Origin of the sequence: Caballeronia sp. LZ001 (genome assembly GCF_031450875.1) — a bacterium.
Classification (GTDB): Bacteria; Pseudomonadota; Gammaproteobacteria; order Burkholderiales; family Burkholderiaceae; genus Caballeronia.
In genome coordinates, this window is the sequence record NZ_JARTVX010000004.1 from 2,167,581 (window position 1) to 2,182,595 (window position 15,015).

The following is a 15,015-nucleotide window of genomic DNA, read 5'->3' on the forward strand; positions in this document are numbered from 1 at the left end:
AAGGTTTGCGCGTAACAGCGAAAGCGTAACAGCGGCATGCTGTAACAGCGGAGTTGATAGAACGGTGGAGCGTCGTGCATCGAGGTTACAGCGGGGCGCTGTTACACTGCTTCGCTGTTACGCTTTCGCTGTTACGCGCAAAGCCCCGCCCACTGGGGCTTTGCGCGTTTTTGTAACAGCGTAACAGCCGTAACAGCGATATTCAGCAGGATGGTGAAGAGTTTCCCGACCAGAGCGACGAAGTGAAGACGTACATGCGCGTCGGCCCCTTCCCGGGAAGTCGCTCAGCGCGCTGCGCCCACCCGTTTGCGGCAGGCCTAATCCAGCCAGAATCGATTAGAAGCTTGGCGGCGGTTTTTGCATCCACATCATTGCAAATTTCGCGTTTAAATACCTCCGGAAAAACGAGATACTCAACAACACCGTCAACCGTTCTTTTAAATCCCGCTCGATTAATCGTCGGTCTTTCCGACATTTCGTTTAAGTCGGTAAAACGAGACTCTTCATGCGCTTCGAAGAACGCTTTTACGTGAGCGCGAATCGCAGTATGTTCGTGATTCCCCGCGCCGCCGCGATTGCTCAACCACGCTTTAAAGCAATAAGCTGCGGCTGATTGCGCCTCGCCGTCTTGCCATCCAGTAATACCCCGATTCGTCGCGTATTCGCCCGCCAAACCAATGAGTGCAAGCCGTTCGCAAACACGGTGGGCTTGTCCGCTGGCGTCTGCTGGCAGATGCTCGGCGAGGAACTTGGCCGTCTCCTGACGCAGGTACTGCTCGATCACCTCCGGCTCATTGGCAATAGCATTGAGCATCTCGATGGCGGCAACGCCGTAGCTACGCTTGCAACCTTCGTTGATCAGCGTCGAGAGCTGCGCGCCGCCGACTTGCTCGTGCAGCGTCTCGAACAAGCCGAAGCCACGACCCGCGTCAGCCGGAATTTCTACCAAGCGCACCTCTTGGCCCGCCTTGGCCTTCTTCCCACCTGCCTGCATGTGCTGTGAGAGGCCGATCTCGCCTGCCGACAGAAACAGCAGCCGCCACGATTGCCGCGCCCGCGCCGAGCCGGTTCGCCCCGCTCGTGCCTTGCCGCTGCCGTTTGCCAGCATGTAGGCGATCTCACCCGCCTCCCGAGGATCGACCTGCGCGAGTTCATCAAGCACGAGCAGCGTGTCGTTGTGTAGGGCGGCCAAACCCTCAAGCCCGTTCGAGGTTGCACGCCACCTCTGCATGTACTCGGGTCCGCCGTAGACACTGCACGCGGCTCGAAGCGCCGTCGTTTTACCTGTCGACGAGTCGCCAACGAAATTCAGGCCGCCCGACTCCTGACCCGAATACGCGAGCATCATCCCGGCAAATGCCGTCGAGACCGCGACCAGCATGCGGGAGTTGCCCGAGCAATACGAAGCGACGTCGCGCTTCCAGTCGTCTAACGTTCCGGCCTGTGAATATGCACGCATAATTGCCTCCGATTGAAAGATGACACGTTCGGACGCGTTTCCGATGGTCTTGTCCGGGAACACGAAAGCGCCGCTATGCCAGCCCGTGCGAGTGACGCACCGCCCCCGCGCTTTTGGTTTGGCGGTTGTCACATACTCCGTGAGCTTGTTGCGCGCTCGATTGCTTGGCGCGATGTCCAGTCCGAGTCGAGCGAGTTCGCCGCGCATGTCCGCGCCGTCCGAGCGCAACATCTCCATTGGCATGGCCCACACGTGAGGATGGTCATCGGCGTCCGTCCACTCCAGCAGTCGCCCCCAATTCTCCGAAGCCCGATCCCGAACCAAGGCACGCACATGAAGCGGTGAGCACATCCAATGCGGCATGCCGTCATCGTCTGTATAGAACACACCTTCCTTCGTTATTGAGAAGCCGCGTGGCACACAGCCCTTATCGCGTTGCTCGTCACCATCGGGCTTTGCAGCTTTCTCGATTTGCGCGGCGACTGCGTCCGCGCCAAAGCGCGTGTGCATGTCGTTGAAGTCGGTTTCGTTATCTGCACGCGTATCTCCGAAGTCGGGAACAGCGACGGCGCCACCTACCGAGCGCGCCGCATCAACTGCCTTCTGTTGCCCGTTGCCGAGATCAGCCAGCACGGTGATTTCGGCGTCGGGATGAGCCGCGCGCATTGCCTGAGCAACCTTCATGAGGTTGCCTGCCGAGAGCGCCGCCACAGCCGCATCACCCGTACACAGGTGAGCCGACAGCGCCGTGGCGACACCTTCAGCAATGAGGATGCGCTCGGACTTCTCGGGCAGGGCGCACGCGAACCAACAGCCGCCCGCTTTCTCGCCGTTCGCCAAGGCGGACTTGCGCCCCGACTCATCGATCATCTCGACTGTCGTGATCGCGCCGCTGATCGTCACCGGCGCGATCAGAATCCGGCCTTCGAGGTGCGAGCCGCCGCACTGTGGACGGTAGCCGATCAGCCTCTGAAGCTTCGCGGCATCCATTTCGCGCAGCGTGTCAACAGCACTTACACCCTTGCGCAACAGATACGGATGATCATCGCGTGCAGACCCGGCCTTCTCGACGATGGCAAGCGCAAGCGATGCTGCATGCTTGCGTTTCACCTCGCGTTTCTGCGCGTCCTGCGCAACACGGGCGTCGCGCTCGGCACGACGACGCTCGACCTCCTTCGGATCAACAACCGCACCGACTTTCGAACGCGTGTTGTAGCCGTACTTCTTGGCGATCGCGAACAGCGTCGCGATCGTGATTCCGGCGTCGGGACGGATCGAGCGCCACGTGTCGCGCGTGTCAGCGGCCGAGTAATTCGGGCTCGCCTTACTCCAGGTGTCGAAGGTCTCGAACGCTGCTTCCCCTTCTCCGTGTTTCAACGCAGCAGCAACTCGAAACCATACGTCTCGATCACAGTCCGGCGGGATGTATGACAGTGCTTCGAGGATGCGCTGATGATGGTCAAAGACAGTGCTCATTGCTTGCCTCCCGCAATGACACCTGCCCGTGCAACCACGCGAGCGAAAGCAAGGTTGTCGCCGATCGCCGCCGTCGCCTGCTCCGCGAGAACGCGCATGCGCGGCGATGGTTCACGCTTGGACATCATGGTTTCAAGCAGATCGCTGTTGCGAAATCCGTTCTCGGCGGCTGCGGCAAATACAACATCGAGCACGCGGCGTGCGAACTGGCGCACTTCGTCATCAACCTTCTTCGCTTGAAACACGAGGAAACCGCACATCAGCACACATTGCGTCGGGCTTGCATACTCGCCCTCAGCGATGGGCATACCCAGCTCGTAGTTCTCGTTTATGCGCCGTTCCGCGCCGCTAGTGGAAGCTTGCTTTCGACAGCGCTCGTCCCAAATTTCTTGGGCGCTACGCAGAATGACCGTTCTCTTACCCATGTTCTTTCTGTTTTTCATACAACCTCCCGCGCGGCCAGCGTCAGCCCTTGAATGACCTGCGCAAGCAACTCCGGGCGAAGCATGATGCCCTGTCGAGTCGGCACAAAATCACCCGCCATATCAACAACCACCAGACGAACATCAACGTACTGACGGCCCTTGTACCAGCGATGCGAGATACGAACGCGTTGCGTCGCGTTCTTCTGAACCTCCATCACCATCTTGTCCTGATCGACCGTACTCATACGTCCTCCTTCGAACCGCCTGCGTGCTTCTCGAAACGCGCGTCATCACCCGCATACGCTGGATCGGACAGCTTGTTTGCCACCTCCTGAGCCTGATCGATCAACAAGCAGATGACTCCATAAATCGGGTGGCCGTCGCTGATAGGAAGATGGCTGATAGCGATCAGCAGCATCTGCAAGGTGTCGTGGATCTGTTGCACCTTCGCCGGCATTTCACTGTTCTTAGCCATGGCTTACATCATGTGAGGAGTACTCATCGCTAAATCCACGACGAGAGCGCTCAACCTTGAGACGGTCAATGAACCGTCGTTGCAGGTTGCAATTTGAATCGGCTGCTACTTCCGCAATGCGAGCCATCAGCTCGATCTCGGCCGCGATATGAAAGAGCAACAGCGGCTCATCTTTGCCCTGCAAAGCTTCGACGCGAAGGTGCTTGTTCTCCGATCGACAATCCGCGCTCACCAACATACCGATGCCCGCGGTCAACGTAGAGAGCGATTCAGCCATGTCCGCAACGGTGCCTGTGAAGCCCGCGAGATATTCCAATTCACTGTCCGACGCATGGGCGGTATCGAAGCGCTCGAAGAAGAAATCAATCAAGCCTGCGGCCGTCGTGTGTCGACGAACGATCGCTTCTGTGGTGTTAGTCATGACGCACCTCTGCATCATCTCCGGTTGCGGGACAGGTCAAATACCCGAAATACGGGGATTTTTCGCCACTGCTCGCCCGAGCAATGTCCACCAGCTGACGCAGCGCATTTCCGGTGATGTCCAGCGCATCATTCGCAGTTGCGGCAAGCGCCGCTTCACGCAACGCGCCATTGATGATGTCGATTTGAACGACGAAAACGGGGATTTGGGTTTGCTCAGAACGAGCGAGGATATTTGCAGTCATCGTCGCGCCCTCACTCGGTTTCGTTGGCAGAGCGACTCGCCGCGATTCGTGCCGCGATCCAGTCGTCGACTTCCTGCTCGATCCATGCAACAGCACGAGAGGAAATCTTGATGGACTTCGGGAACGATGCCTCGGTGTAGACGGCCGTACGGCTCAGACCGGTTTTCTCAAGCACACGAGGCAGCTTGATTAAGGTCGTGGTGGGGGCAACAGACTGCTGTGATTGCTCAGGACGAGCGGAGGGATTAGCACGCATTGCGGACTCCAGAGACGGTAGTAAAATCCCGACCCTCCCAACTCCAATTGGGGTGGCCAGGCACAAGGCAGGATTGGAGTACCGGCGTCTCTGGAAACCGGCGAGCGCGAACGCTCCCCCACCAAGGCCCGACCATTGAAGGCGTGCGCAAGGCAGCGGACGTAAAAAAACCGCCAGTTGGCGGTGTGTCCGCCAGAGAACGCTTCCGGACTCCAATCCGGGTGACCTCTGTTTCGGCCACGTGAGAAGTATACGGAGTTCTCCGACGTTCGTGCAAGTATTTTTCAGACCGGTCAGATGGCGCTGACCGCATCGCATAGCTATTATTGCGGTGCAGTCTCCTTCGAAAGGTGTATTCGCTGGCCTTCGGGCCAGCTCTTTTTGTCTGCCGTTGCAGCGCTCTCAGCACCCAAATCCCCGGTTCAAAGCTCTCACATCCGAGATATCTAAGGTCGCGGCGGATGAGCTTTAGAAACGGAATTTTCCCGTTTCTAATTGCAGGACTTAAACCCCGCACATCTGTGGGATTTAGCGCTGCTGTCAGCCCACGCTTCGGTCTTAGATATTGGCAATTCCCATTGGTGTGGCGCGCTCGAAAAACATCGGAAATCCGACTTTTTAGCGCCTCTGCAAAGGCAGTGAGATATTGCTTCGTTTCAGCGTTTGTCAGCCAGTGCGCTACGTGCTTACCGAAGTGAGATTTTCTCACTTCGTTTTTTCGGCAAAGGGCACGAGTATGGCGCTCGGTGCGGCATATCGATCTTGTCTGCATTTCCACTCATCAAACCCGACCCTCACCAGCGTCAAAAGCGCAACCCCGGCTCCGGACGATCCTCTGAGCAATCCAGTCATCGACCTCGCTCTCCAGCCATGCCACCGCCCGCTCGCCGATCTTCACTGGCTTAGGAAACGACGGGTTGCTATAAACAGCTGTGCGACTCAGGCCCGTCTTCTCACGCACGCGCGGCAATCGAAGAAGTCTTTGTTCCACTGTGAACTCCATAAAAAAGCCCGCATGCGCGGGCTGTGGTGTTAATAGGTTGGTTGGTCAGACAGGGCGCACGTAGCGGGCGCGCTGGGCATCGAGATAGTCCGCCCATGCCTGCATCATTTCGGCTCGCTGCGTGAGATATTGCGCATGGTTGTAAGCCCCGCTCACCTTGCCACGCGACTGGTGCGCGAGCTGAAGCTCGATATGCTCGTGCGACCAGCCTTGCTCATGCAGGATCGTCGAGGCAACGCCGCGGAATCCATGCACAGTCATGCGGCCGCGATAACCAAGCGCCTGTAGCGCCATGAGCATCGTCGCTCGACTCATCGGCCTCTTGTGCGAGTGATAACCCGGGAATACGAACTCGCCTCCGACGCCGATCTCTTTCAGCCGACGCACGACATCGGCCGCCTGACGCGAAAGCGGCACGATATGCGGCGTGCGCATCTTCATGCGCTCGGCCGGGATCGTCCAACGAGCGTGATCGAGATCAAACTCAGACCATGGGGCATCCACCAGTTCACCCGTTCTCACAAAGCAGTAGCTCATGAGTTTCAACGCAAGCCGCGTCTGCTCCTCGCCGCCGTACGAATCGATTGCATGCAGCAAGGCAGGCAGATCAGCCTCCGAGACGCGGGCGTGATTTTTCGCTGTAGGAAGAGACAGTAGATCGCCTGTGCGAAGCTCGGCGACAGGGTTCCGCTCTGCCCAGTCGTGCGCCATCGCGTAACGCAATACCTGATTGCAAATCTGCAGGACCACTTTGGCGACTGAGGGCGCACCCCGTGCTTGAATTTTCCTGAGCATCTCGCGAAGCACTGCTGGCCGAATATCCGTGACCGGCCGCCCGCCCATGATCGGATAGATGTCCGAAGCTAGATAGTTTTCGACCTGGTTGACCCGCGACGGCGATCGCGAAGGCTTCCAATGTGCGAACCACGCTTCGGCCGCCTCCTTGAACGTCACGTAGGGTTTGACTTCTGTCTTGCGTCGCTCCTGCACCGGATCCACACCACCCGACAACACCTTGCGCGCCTGTGCGTGACGTTCACGCGCCTCAGCCAATGAGACGTCCGGATACATGCCCAAGGACATGAGCTTTTCGCGGCCAGCAAAGCGATATTTCATTCGCCAGCATTTCGAGCCGCTCGGTGTAAGCAGCAGATACAGGCCGCGTCCGTCAAACAGTTTTCTGGCTTTTCCAGCCGGTCTGGCGTTGCGAATTGCGATATTGGTTAGCCGCATATTTGGGGGTATCTTCTTTATGAAAAGCACTTCGACGCTACCGCTACCCCCACGCGCACCCCCAAAAAGGGCACGCTGCGAAGGTATCTCCCAGGACCTCGCCGAATAAAACTAGCGCGACAAACGCAATGAAATCATGAAGTTGGAATAAGCGCCCGTACCTCCGCAGACGGGGTAGAACGCCCTCGAAAAGGTGCTATTCCTTCTTCTTGGGCAGGCACACAAACCATTCGATAATCAGCCGCCGATTGTTCGCGCGGTCATACGCACCGAAGATCGACGCCACCAGATCAAACACCCACTGCGCCGACGCCTCGCCATACGAAGGTGAACCGGGGGCGTCAACGATCTTCAGCGCCTTAAAGATCGACAGCGCATACTCGGCCTCCTCGGCGAAGATCGGCGGCGGGATGATCGTGCGGCCTTCCTTGATCCGTTCGCCCCAATCCTTACATGACGTGACCCAATCGAGAACGATCTCCTCTTGTTCGGGCGTCACAGCTTCTTACCCCCGCTCGCCGCAAGGCGCGGTGCAGGTGGAGGCGCCCCGAATTTGGATGCAGCCCGCTTCGCTGCCTCTTGTTCTGCATCCTTCTTGCCGCCCTCGCCCTTCTTCGCGTGTTGATACGGAACAACCGCTTTCGCCGAATCAACGCGTAATTTCGGCTCGGTCATCGGATCATTAAACACGGCGATTAAAAACTCCAGCGCGTCGCGCGTCGCGACCGCTTTAGATATGTCGAACCCTGCGGCCGCGGCCACACTTGCCAAATTCGCATCGACCTTCGCGGGACGATCAAGCAACTTTTTTCGACGCTCGATCTCCGCTAACACCCGCGGGTTCTTTAGCAACCGATTAGCTTCGATGCTAGCGGTGCGCTGGCTGTATCCGGCTGCGACTGCGGCGTTTTTCCCTTTTCCATCAACGAGATACGCCTCTACGAACAGCCGTTGCTTATTCGTTAGCGACATTAGCAACTCTCGTAAAAGGGGAAATTTTCTGCGCGTGAGAGAGCAGTCGGTGTCCGAGCCTCGAACCCACCAGACTTTCGACACCCCCTCCCCCCCAAACACTTGCTCAACGTCCAAACCGCCCCGCAGCCTCCGCCGCCGTCTTGCGCGCATGACAGTCAACGCAGAGCAACTGCAGATTGGCGTCGTCGTTACTGCCGCCAGCTTCGAGCGGAACGCGGTGATCGACGTGATCGAGATGCTCGTTCCACAATCGGCCGCACCGCGCGCAGCAAAAGTTGTCACGCGCGGCGATGCGCATGCGCGTCGTCATCCATCTGCGCCCGCGAATGCGCACCGTGGATCCAGCTTTCACGTCCAACAACGAGAGCCTATTGGCCTTCACGTTACCCAGTCGGGGCTTAAGGGTCCTCAGTCTCGCCATTCGCAGGTTGCAACACAGAGATGGATGAACTAGCCTCGAACGAGGCTATCGCGCAAGACGCGCACCAACGCAAAAAAGCCCACATGGTTTGAGCCATGCGGGCCTTAAAGACAGTGATGCAGCCTATCGATTAAGAGCCGATTTTATATGAAAGTGTTCAATCAGCAGTAGAACTATTTTGTTCAATAATTCTTGAACACTTTTCGGACATGAAGCTCTCACTTGCCCGGCGGATTGATTTACCAAGCGATTCGGCGCGTACCGCAAACCGCCGGGCGCGGTTATAGATTGTGCCACGCGCACATTTCTGCTCGTAGGCCAATGCCTTAATGTTCGCGTTATACCAATAGACCCCGAGGAAGCACTCCGCCTCGTGCGCGCTACCGCCTTGTTCGCACAGCGCATGGATCGCCATATTGAAGAACGGCATCTCGGGATCCAAAAACGAGTCCGGCTCGCGCGCCATTGCTCGACGGGCGGGCTGCAGACGCGCGAGCACATTCGACTTTACATACGGCGCGAAGATGCGGCGTGTCAGACACCAAGCGACCCAACGATGAACCTTGTCGTCTGCCGCGTTTCGCGCATCTTCATTCAAACTATGTTCACTCATAGCCTCGCTCCTCATCGCGCTATTGCTCAACGCCGTAAGAAATGTTCCAGTGATCCAGCCAAGCGACCAGCTGCTCGCGCAATTCGCGGTTGCTCGGATACGGGAACTGGACCTCACCTTCTTCTTCGATTCCAGCGAATGGGCAGCCGGGAAACGAGATCCAACTCTGCAATCCTTCTACTTGTCGCACGGCCATCTGCAAGAGCGGGCGCGGGACAGAAGACATCTCAATGTAGGTGTACGCGCTCATGATGTCGATGGTTTCATGATGACCTTAGTCCCGCTTTTTGCGCCTTGAGCGGATGACTCACAGGAATTTGACAACTCAGTAACGACAAGGGTTTGAGCGATGCTCTTCGCCACTTTTTCGCCACTCACTTTAGGTTTTGATGCATCGGCCAAGCCCATCTTGTCGCTCAGCCGTGCTTGTGCATCGACAACTGCCGCAAGGTCCGCCTCCAAGTACACCATCGTCGTGCGTGGATCCTTATGGCGCATCACCCGCCGAATGGTTTGGATGGGAACACCCTGTTCGCTCAATAGCGTGGCGAACGTGCCTCGCAGTCGGTGCGGTGTGAGCCCGACCACTTCACATGCGGCGTTTGCGGCGAACATCGCTCGACGCGTAAAACCCGCCTTGAACGCCTCGCCGCTCTTGCGCGTCACGATCAGTCCGCATGCGTGGCGCATCGGATGCAGATAGTCAAGCAACCATTGAGGCACTGGTACGGGGTCGGCCTCGCGCCCTTTGGTCCGACCTGGCGTATAGGTGCCGCGCTCCCAGTCGAGCCACTCCCAGCGCGCCGTGATGGTCTCCATTTCGCGCAGCCCCAATCCGAGCATCAACCTCACGGCGATCGACACACCCGGCTGCCGAGCGGCCGCCGCATCCACTTCGATCAACCACTTCGAAGCCATCGACGCCGGCAACGTCGTGCGTGGCCTTTTCTGCAGCTTGATCAGCTTCACCGACCACGGCACCATCGGTAGGATGTTGCGACGAACCGCCCAATTGCACACGACCTTGATCGACTTGAGCCAATGATTGGCACTCGCGCGACTGTGGGTCTTCAAGTGCTCGATGCGCGCCTGCTCAATGGCCCCGTTCGTCAACTGATCGACCGAAACATCTCCGAGCTCGTACAGATGCAAACGGGCGACGGTTCGCATCGACTTGATGTGCGCGTTGCTCACAACCGGCTCGTTGGCCGCGATCCATTTGACGAACAAGTCCCGCAACGTCGGGACGGGCTCGCATCCTCTGGACCAAAGCTTGACATCGTTATAGGCGCGCGCGGCCACGGCTTCGGCCTTGTGCTTGACACTCTCGCGTGTGCTGCGCTGCACGCGCGCGCCGTTTAACTGAAAGCGGTAATGCCAGATCTTTCCAATACGAAATAACCGATAGCTCACCGGGTCGCCCCTCGATAAATCCCGAACGACTTTAAATCGCCTCCGCGAAGCCGATGGTTAGCAAGCACGATGAATTTGCCCGTGCGTTCAACAAAACGATCAACGATCACGTCTCCATTGCGAAGCACGACGCGAACCCGGGTCCCTCGTGAGCAGCATGTGTGCGGCGTCTTCATCGCGACTCCGTCTCGGCTTGACGCCGGCGTAATTCTTGAAAATCCGCAATGATCTCGGCCAGCACAGGACTCTCGCCGAACACCCCGCGTCCAACCGACTCAAGAAATTTGAGTTTCCTGGCGATGGCGTCGTCGCGCATTGCGCCGAATTGCGCTGGCGCCCTGCGAACGCAGCTGAGCCGGTATCGCGCTGCCTGTTCATCTGTGACGAAATAGCGGCTGAACTCGCCCTTGCGCGCCTTGGCGCGAGTGACGAACCCCCGCGCAACCAACTTCGGTAGCGCCTTCTGGACTGCATGGCGCGAGGCCTCTAGCTCTCGCGCGATCATGGCGCTCTGCAGGCCCAACTCCGACTTGCTCAGCAGCATCACGATTTCGAACGTCAACGGCGGCCTCATACCGGCTCCTCGTACTTTCTGCATCGACGCATCTCGGACCATTCCGTCGATGCTTTTTGAAAGCCCTTGCTGCAAACGTACTTCCGCGTGCCGCTCCATCGGGAGATCTCCAGCAAATCGCATCCGAGACACGTGCCCTCCTGCTTTCGCTCAAGCACGATCGCCGGATCGAGATATTCGAAGCGCCTCATAGGACCTCAACTTCGCGCGCCGCCGCGCCGCGGATGGGCTGCAGTAGGCTGTCGTGGATGCCTGTGACCCGGGTCTTCACGCCGTCGATGCGCATCCAGAACGGCCGGCGGATCGCCCAGCACACTTCGGCGCCCTGCATCTCCCACTTCGTCACGGTCACGACCCTTCCGATCAGACGCTTCGTGTACTTGCGATACGCCTCATCGCCATTGGCCGATGCCCGCACGATCACTGCGAGATCTCCTCGTGTGCAATTGGTCGGCATGATCAGAACGGGCAATCGAAGGGGTTGTGCGGACCTTGCAAGGCTTGCTCGATGCGCGCCGACTCCTCTTCACCCATCTCTGTGAATTCCTCCTCGGTCGGCTGTTCGACCGGCATCCACCAGAAGGCATCGACGCGTTCAAGATACCAACCGCGGCTTTCGACCCATGCCGTGAAAGCTGTGTGTACGCCGCCATCGTGGGAAGGTTCGCCGCTCATAAGATCCCAGAAAATCGGGAGGGCGTCGGCAAACAGGACGTCCGATGCGGCCCCGATCATCCAGCGTGGCTCGTCGTCATCGGCCCATCGGTATTGCCGCTGCATCCGCTTGATGCGCGGAAACATGATCGCGATGTCCTTCATCAGTTCGTCGATAGTCATTGCATGTATCCCTCGCGGGCAGCGTCGTACTGCGCAGGCTGAGCGCTGTATTCCAGATAGGTGTGCGCACGCCGGGAGTCCGAGGTGCTGAACTGCTGAGCTTCTCGGTTGAAGAACAGCGCCAGCCTCTTGTTCTGGACATCGCCGTTGCGCTGCTTCAGCAATTCAAGCCAGCCATCCGGCTCGGGGTCGCCGGGCATAACGTCCTGCTTTTGGGCAGACCACACGGAAAACACGTTGTCAGCCGCGTCGGTGATAACGCCGGCCCCAGAAACGTCCTGCTTGCCAGGTGTGCGCTTTTCGTCTTGTCCCTTGCGGGGATGCGCGACCAAATGGACGTGGGTATCGTTGGCGCGCGCCCAGCTCGCCAGCTTGCGCATCGCTTCTTTTTGCGCAGTGATCGATCCCGGACCATCGGACTGTGTGTCGGTCATCATTAGAGAGTCGATGACGAAGTGCCTGATCCCGTAGCGCCTGAATGCATACGTGAAGACAATCAAGAGGCGGTCGATCGACGCGGTCCCGACGAGATCAAAGATCCACATCCGATCGCGAACCCAGTCGGCCATGTGATCGAGATACGCCGGAGAAGGCCTGTCGAGTCCGCCCAGTTGCTTCGCGAGACGCTTGCCCTGACGCGCTGGCGTCATCTCCCCCGAGAACACGCAGGCGCGCTCGCCTTGGTCGAGCAGACCAATGAGAACTTGATTCAGTAACAGCGACTTGCCGTGACCGTTGTAACCGCTCCAGACCGTCACCTCGCCATAGCGGAACTCAAACCAGAGCTGCGACTGGCCGCAGAACGATAGGAACGGCGCGTGCGCGCCTTCGTGCGCCGGCCAGAACAGCGCCTTTACGCCGGGCCAGAAGTCAGCCAATGACCGCAGCTCGTCCGGGTCGAAAGAGCGCGCCGCCGCCAGACAGGCGCGGAACGCTGCAGTGTCAGCCCCGGCTAGCAGGAAATCGTTCGCATCCTTAGAATCGCCGAAAGTGACGACTCGGCAACGGTCAAGTCCGAGCCGCGTGGCGACCTCTTTCGCGCCCTTTCGACCAGCGTCGTCTGCGTCATAGCAAAGCAGGATCTCATCGAAACGCTCGAGCCGGTCCCAATCGCTATCGATCCATCCGTGATTCCCTGCCCCAGCGTTCACGGACAAAGCGCAAATGCCCATCTGATGAAGCGACATCGCGTCAAGCTCGCCCTCAGCGATAGCAATGGTCCGGGCAGAGGGCGGGACAAGATGCCAGCCGAATAAGCAGGGCTCCGCGCCGCCTTCCTGACGCATGTCCTTCTTGTCGGCGATGTTCCGATACTTCGCGTTGATCAGTTCGCCGTCACGCAGGTATGGCAGCACGACGTACACCGAGTCACCGCGCACAATCTCCGCGACTTTGAAATCCGCAATCGTGCTCTCGCTCAGGCCTCGCGCCGACAGCCAGTCGGAGACCGCGCTGGTCGGGCGTTTTGCATTCTGCGGCCGCGGCGGCCGTTTGTAGCTCGGCATTAAACGAGCAGGCATCTCGTCGCGCACGCCTAGGAAGCGTTTCGCGTCACGCATTGCCTCCGCGACAGATTGCGAGCGGCACGCGCACCACAGCGCTAGCATGTCGCCGGTCTCACCGGTCGCGAAGTCCTTCCACACTCCCCGCTTGGCACCCGAGACGCAAACCGAGAGGCTGTTGCCCGCCTCGCCGGCGATGCTTCCTGCCTTGAACTCACGGCCTTGCTTCTTACCTTCGCGCAGCAGGTGCGCCGCAATGTGTTCGGCGCTCTCCGCCATCAGCGCGCTCAGTTCGCGTGCGTTCACAGTTCACCTCGCTCGCGAGCCGCGCGGATTTCGTCGTCAGTCATCCGCACGCCGTGCCGCCACACGAAAGCGTATTTTTCGCTGCAGCCGGCGTTGATGGCCTTCCATTCCATATCGAACCCGGCGCGCCGCCACCAAGGCAGCAGCGCTTCCGTCGCGCCGGCTTCACTGGCTTCATCATCGCGAGGCGCGAACTCCGCGAATCGCCGATCAGGACCGAAGAACGTCGACGCCTGGAGGACGAACCGCGTGCCGACATTCCCCGCCTTCAGCATCGCTGTCGCATAGCCGCGCGTGGCCGCGACAAGTCGGGCTGCCTCGATGCCTTCACGAATCCGCGCCTTCCATGCCTTCAGCGCCGCTGCCTTCGGATTTCCGCCGTCACGTTTCGGATAGAGCTTCCACGCTTCTTCGAAGTCGGCATCGTCGTTCGATTTCTCGTTTTCGGTCTCGCGCTCCTCGGCGTCAGCCGAGTGTGTGTCTGCTTTTGTATTAATGCTTTTCTTTGTTATCTCTTTCGTGTTTTCCGAATACCCCTCGTCGGTTTTCCGAATAGGGTTCTCCGTGTTTTCCGAATAGGGGGTATTCGGAAAATCGAAGGGGGGTAAGGTCCGGATCTGCCGTTCGATGATCTGCTTACCCTTCCGAATGAGCGTTACACCGACTCGCCCCTTGGCCGACAGCGACGAGATGATTTCAGACACGCGAGACGGCGAGAGGTCGAAGAACTGAGCGAAGTACGTGTTCGACGCATAGCATCCGCGAGCGTCGCTCTCGAGTGAGCTGATCTCGGCAAGCATTAGCTTTTCGACGAATGACAGCGAGCGATCAAGCCACATCTCGGCCGGGATCCATACGCCTTGAAATCGACGCGGTGCCGTTTTCTCTTTCGGGGAAGTGGGTTTCATGCTGGCACACTGCGACGGTTAGATTGCGAGGACTCGCGGTCCACTTCGCGGAAAACAGAGTCGTCGTCGCCGAGAAATGAGGGCGAGAAGTTCGACGGAATTGCCGGCTGTTGCGCTCTGTCAAGCCAACCGAGGGTTGTCGCGCGACGGCGATGATGCGTGACGGACCGTTCAGACAGGCCCGATTCGAAGGCAAGGACGTCGTTCGAGGTGGGAGGTACGGCGCCATCCTCTTTCAGATGGCAGGCAAGCGTCAGTAAAACGTGACGGGTCGTCGGCGGAAGCTCCGACCGAATAATGGCTTGGCGCCAGGTATAGGGCTTCACTTGCGACGGCGTCCGGACGATTGTTCTTGATAGGCACGGACGCGCAACTGCGTGTCCATCTTGGCGACTTGAATTGGCGAACGACCGCGGATCAGGCGGCGCTGGGCGGCCATGCAGGTGATCCGCCAAAGGCGCGTCGAAGACGACG

Annotated in this window: 21 protein-coding genes; all 21 read right to left on the minus strand. The window is 58.8% G+C overall.

Annotated features, from left to right (window positions below; all coding sequences use genetic code 11):
* Positions 1–202 precede the first annotated feature (202 nt).
* The gene (locus P9292_RS20920; protein ID WP_309958840.1) at positions 203–2,935 is read right to left on the minus strand and encodes a DUF927 domain-containing protein; all 2,733 of its coding nucleotides are present in this window, start codon (positions 2,933–2,935) and stop codon (positions 203–205) included.
* Entirely contained in the window at positions 2,932–3,243 is a 312-nt protein-coding gene (locus tag P9292_RS20925; RefSeq protein ID WP_309854398.1) for a hypothetical protein, read from the minus strand. The genes P9292_RS20920 and P9292_RS20925 overlap by 4 nt, the downstream gene beginning before the upstream one ends.
* A 131-nt stretch (positions 3,244–3,374) precedes the next feature.
* A complete protein-coding gene (locus P9292_RS20930; RefSeq protein ID WP_309841010.1) occupies positions 3,375–3,605 on the minus strand; it encodes a transcriptional coactivator p15/PC4 family protein in 231 nt (76 codons plus the stop codon).
* Positions 3,602–3,835, minus strand: coding sequence for a hypothetical protein (locus P9292_RS20935; RefSeq protein WP_309854393.1), 234 nt, complete (start codon positions 3,833–3,835; stop codon positions 3,602–3,604). The genes P9292_RS20930 and P9292_RS20935 overlap by 4 nt, the downstream gene beginning before the upstream one ends.
* A complete protein-coding gene (locus tag P9292_RS20940; protein WP_309854391.1) occupies positions 3,828–4,256 on the minus strand; it encodes a hypothetical protein in 429 nt (142 codons plus the stop codon). The genes P9292_RS20935 and P9292_RS20940 overlap by 8 nt, the downstream gene beginning before the upstream one ends.
* Complete coding sequence (locus P9292_RS20945) at positions 4,249–4,500, minus strand: hypothetical protein (RefSeq protein WP_309854389.1); 252 nt, start codon at positions 4,498–4,500, stop codon at positions 4,249–4,251. The genes P9292_RS20940 and P9292_RS20945 overlap by 8 nt, the downstream gene beginning before the upstream one ends.
* 10 nt (positions 4,501–4,510) lie before the next feature.
* Positions 4,511–4,756 carry an AlpA family phage regulatory protein gene (locus P9292_RS20950; RefSeq protein WP_309854387.1) on the minus strand — a complete coding sequence of 82 codons (246 nt, stop codon included), beginning with the start codon at positions 4,754–4,756 and terminating at the stop codon, positions 4,511–4,513.
* Between the two features lie 781 nt (positions 4,757–5,537).
* Positions 5,538–5,759 carry an AlpA family transcriptional regulator gene (locus P9292_RS20955; RefSeq protein WP_309851577.1) on the minus strand — a complete coding sequence of 74 codons (222 nt, stop codon included), beginning with the start codon at positions 5,757–5,759 and terminating at the stop codon, positions 5,538–5,540.
* Between the two features lie 45 nt (positions 5,760–5,804).
* Entirely contained in the window at positions 5,805–6,992 is a 1,188-nt protein-coding gene (locus tag P9292_RS20960; RefSeq protein WP_309958841.1) for a phage integrase central domain-containing protein, read from the minus strand.
* A 196-nt stretch (positions 6,993–7,188) separates the two neighbouring features.
* Positions 7,189–7,491: a hypothetical protein gene (locus P9292_RS20965; RefSeq protein WP_309961063.1), complete on the minus strand. Its 303-nt coding sequence runs from the start codon at positions 7,489–7,491 to the stop codon at positions 7,189–7,191.
* Positions 7,488–7,964, minus strand: a complete 477-nt coding sequence (locus P9292_RS20970; RefSeq protein WP_309960039.1) for a terminase small subunit — start codon at positions 7,962–7,964, stop codon at positions 7,488–7,490. The genes P9292_RS20965 and P9292_RS20970 overlap by 4 nt, the downstream gene beginning before the upstream one ends.
* Positions 7,965–8,070: 106 nt before the next feature.
* Complete coding sequence (locus P9292_RS20975; RefSeq protein ID WP_309958773.1) at positions 8,071–8,319, minus strand: HNH endonuclease signature motif containing protein; 249 nt, start codon at positions 8,317–8,319, stop codon at positions 8,071–8,073.
* Positions 8,320–8,545: 226 nt separating this feature from the next.
* Positions 8,546–9,001, minus strand: a complete 456-nt coding sequence (locus P9292_RS20980; protein WP_309853338.1) for a hypothetical protein — start codon at positions 8,999–9,001, stop codon at positions 8,546–8,548.
* A 19-nt stretch (positions 9,002–9,020) separates the two neighbouring features.
* On the minus strand, positions 9,021–9,251 hold the full coding sequence (locus P9292_RS20985) for a hypothetical protein (RefSeq protein WP_309936379.1): 231 nt from the start codon (positions 9,249–9,251) through the stop codon (positions 9,021–9,023).
* Positions 9,248–10,414 (minus strand): tyrosine-type recombinase/integrase, encoded by a 1,167-nt coding sequence (locus P9292_RS20990; RefSeq protein WP_309961066.1) that lies wholly within the window; start codon positions 10,412–10,414, stop codon positions 9,248–9,250. Before P9292_RS20990 ends, P9292_RS20985 begins: the two co-directional genes overlap by 4 nt.
* 172 nt (positions 10,415–10,586) lie before the next feature.
* Positions 10,587–11,087, minus strand: a complete 501-nt coding sequence (locus tag P9292_RS20995) for a MarR family transcriptional regulator (RefSeq protein ID WP_309853344.1) — start codon at positions 11,085–11,087, stop codon at positions 10,587–10,589.
* 88 nt (positions 11,088–11,175) lie between these two features.
* The gene (locus P9292_RS21000; RefSeq protein ID WP_309853346.1) at positions 11,176–11,412 is read right to left on the minus strand and encodes a hypothetical protein; all 237 of its coding nucleotides are present in this window, start codon (positions 11,410–11,412) and stop codon (positions 11,176–11,178) included.
* A 35-nt stretch (positions 11,413–11,447) separates the two neighbouring features.
* Complete coding sequence (locus tag P9292_RS21005) at positions 11,448–11,825, minus strand: hypothetical protein (RefSeq protein ID WP_309853348.1); 378 nt, start codon at positions 11,823–11,825, stop codon at positions 11,448–11,450.
* Entirely contained in the window at positions 11,822–13,633 is a 1,812-nt protein-coding gene (locus tag P9292_RS21010; protein ID WP_309853350.1) for a toprim domain-containing protein, read from the minus strand. Before P9292_RS21010 ends, P9292_RS21005 begins: the two co-directional genes overlap by 4 nt.
* Positions 13,630–14,541: a hypothetical protein gene (locus P9292_RS21015; protein WP_309853352.1), complete on the minus strand. Its 912-nt coding sequence runs from the start codon at positions 14,539–14,541 to the stop codon at positions 13,630–13,632. Before P9292_RS21015 ends, P9292_RS21010 begins: the two co-directional genes overlap by 4 nt.
* Positions 14,538–14,867 carry a helix-turn-helix domain-containing protein gene (locus P9292_RS21020; protein WP_309853354.1) on the minus strand — a complete coding sequence of 110 codons (330 nt, stop codon included), beginning with the start codon at positions 14,865–14,867 and terminating at the stop codon, positions 14,538–14,540. Before P9292_RS21020 ends, P9292_RS21015 begins: the two co-directional genes overlap by 4 nt.
* Positions 14,868–15,015 lie beyond the last annotated feature (148 nt).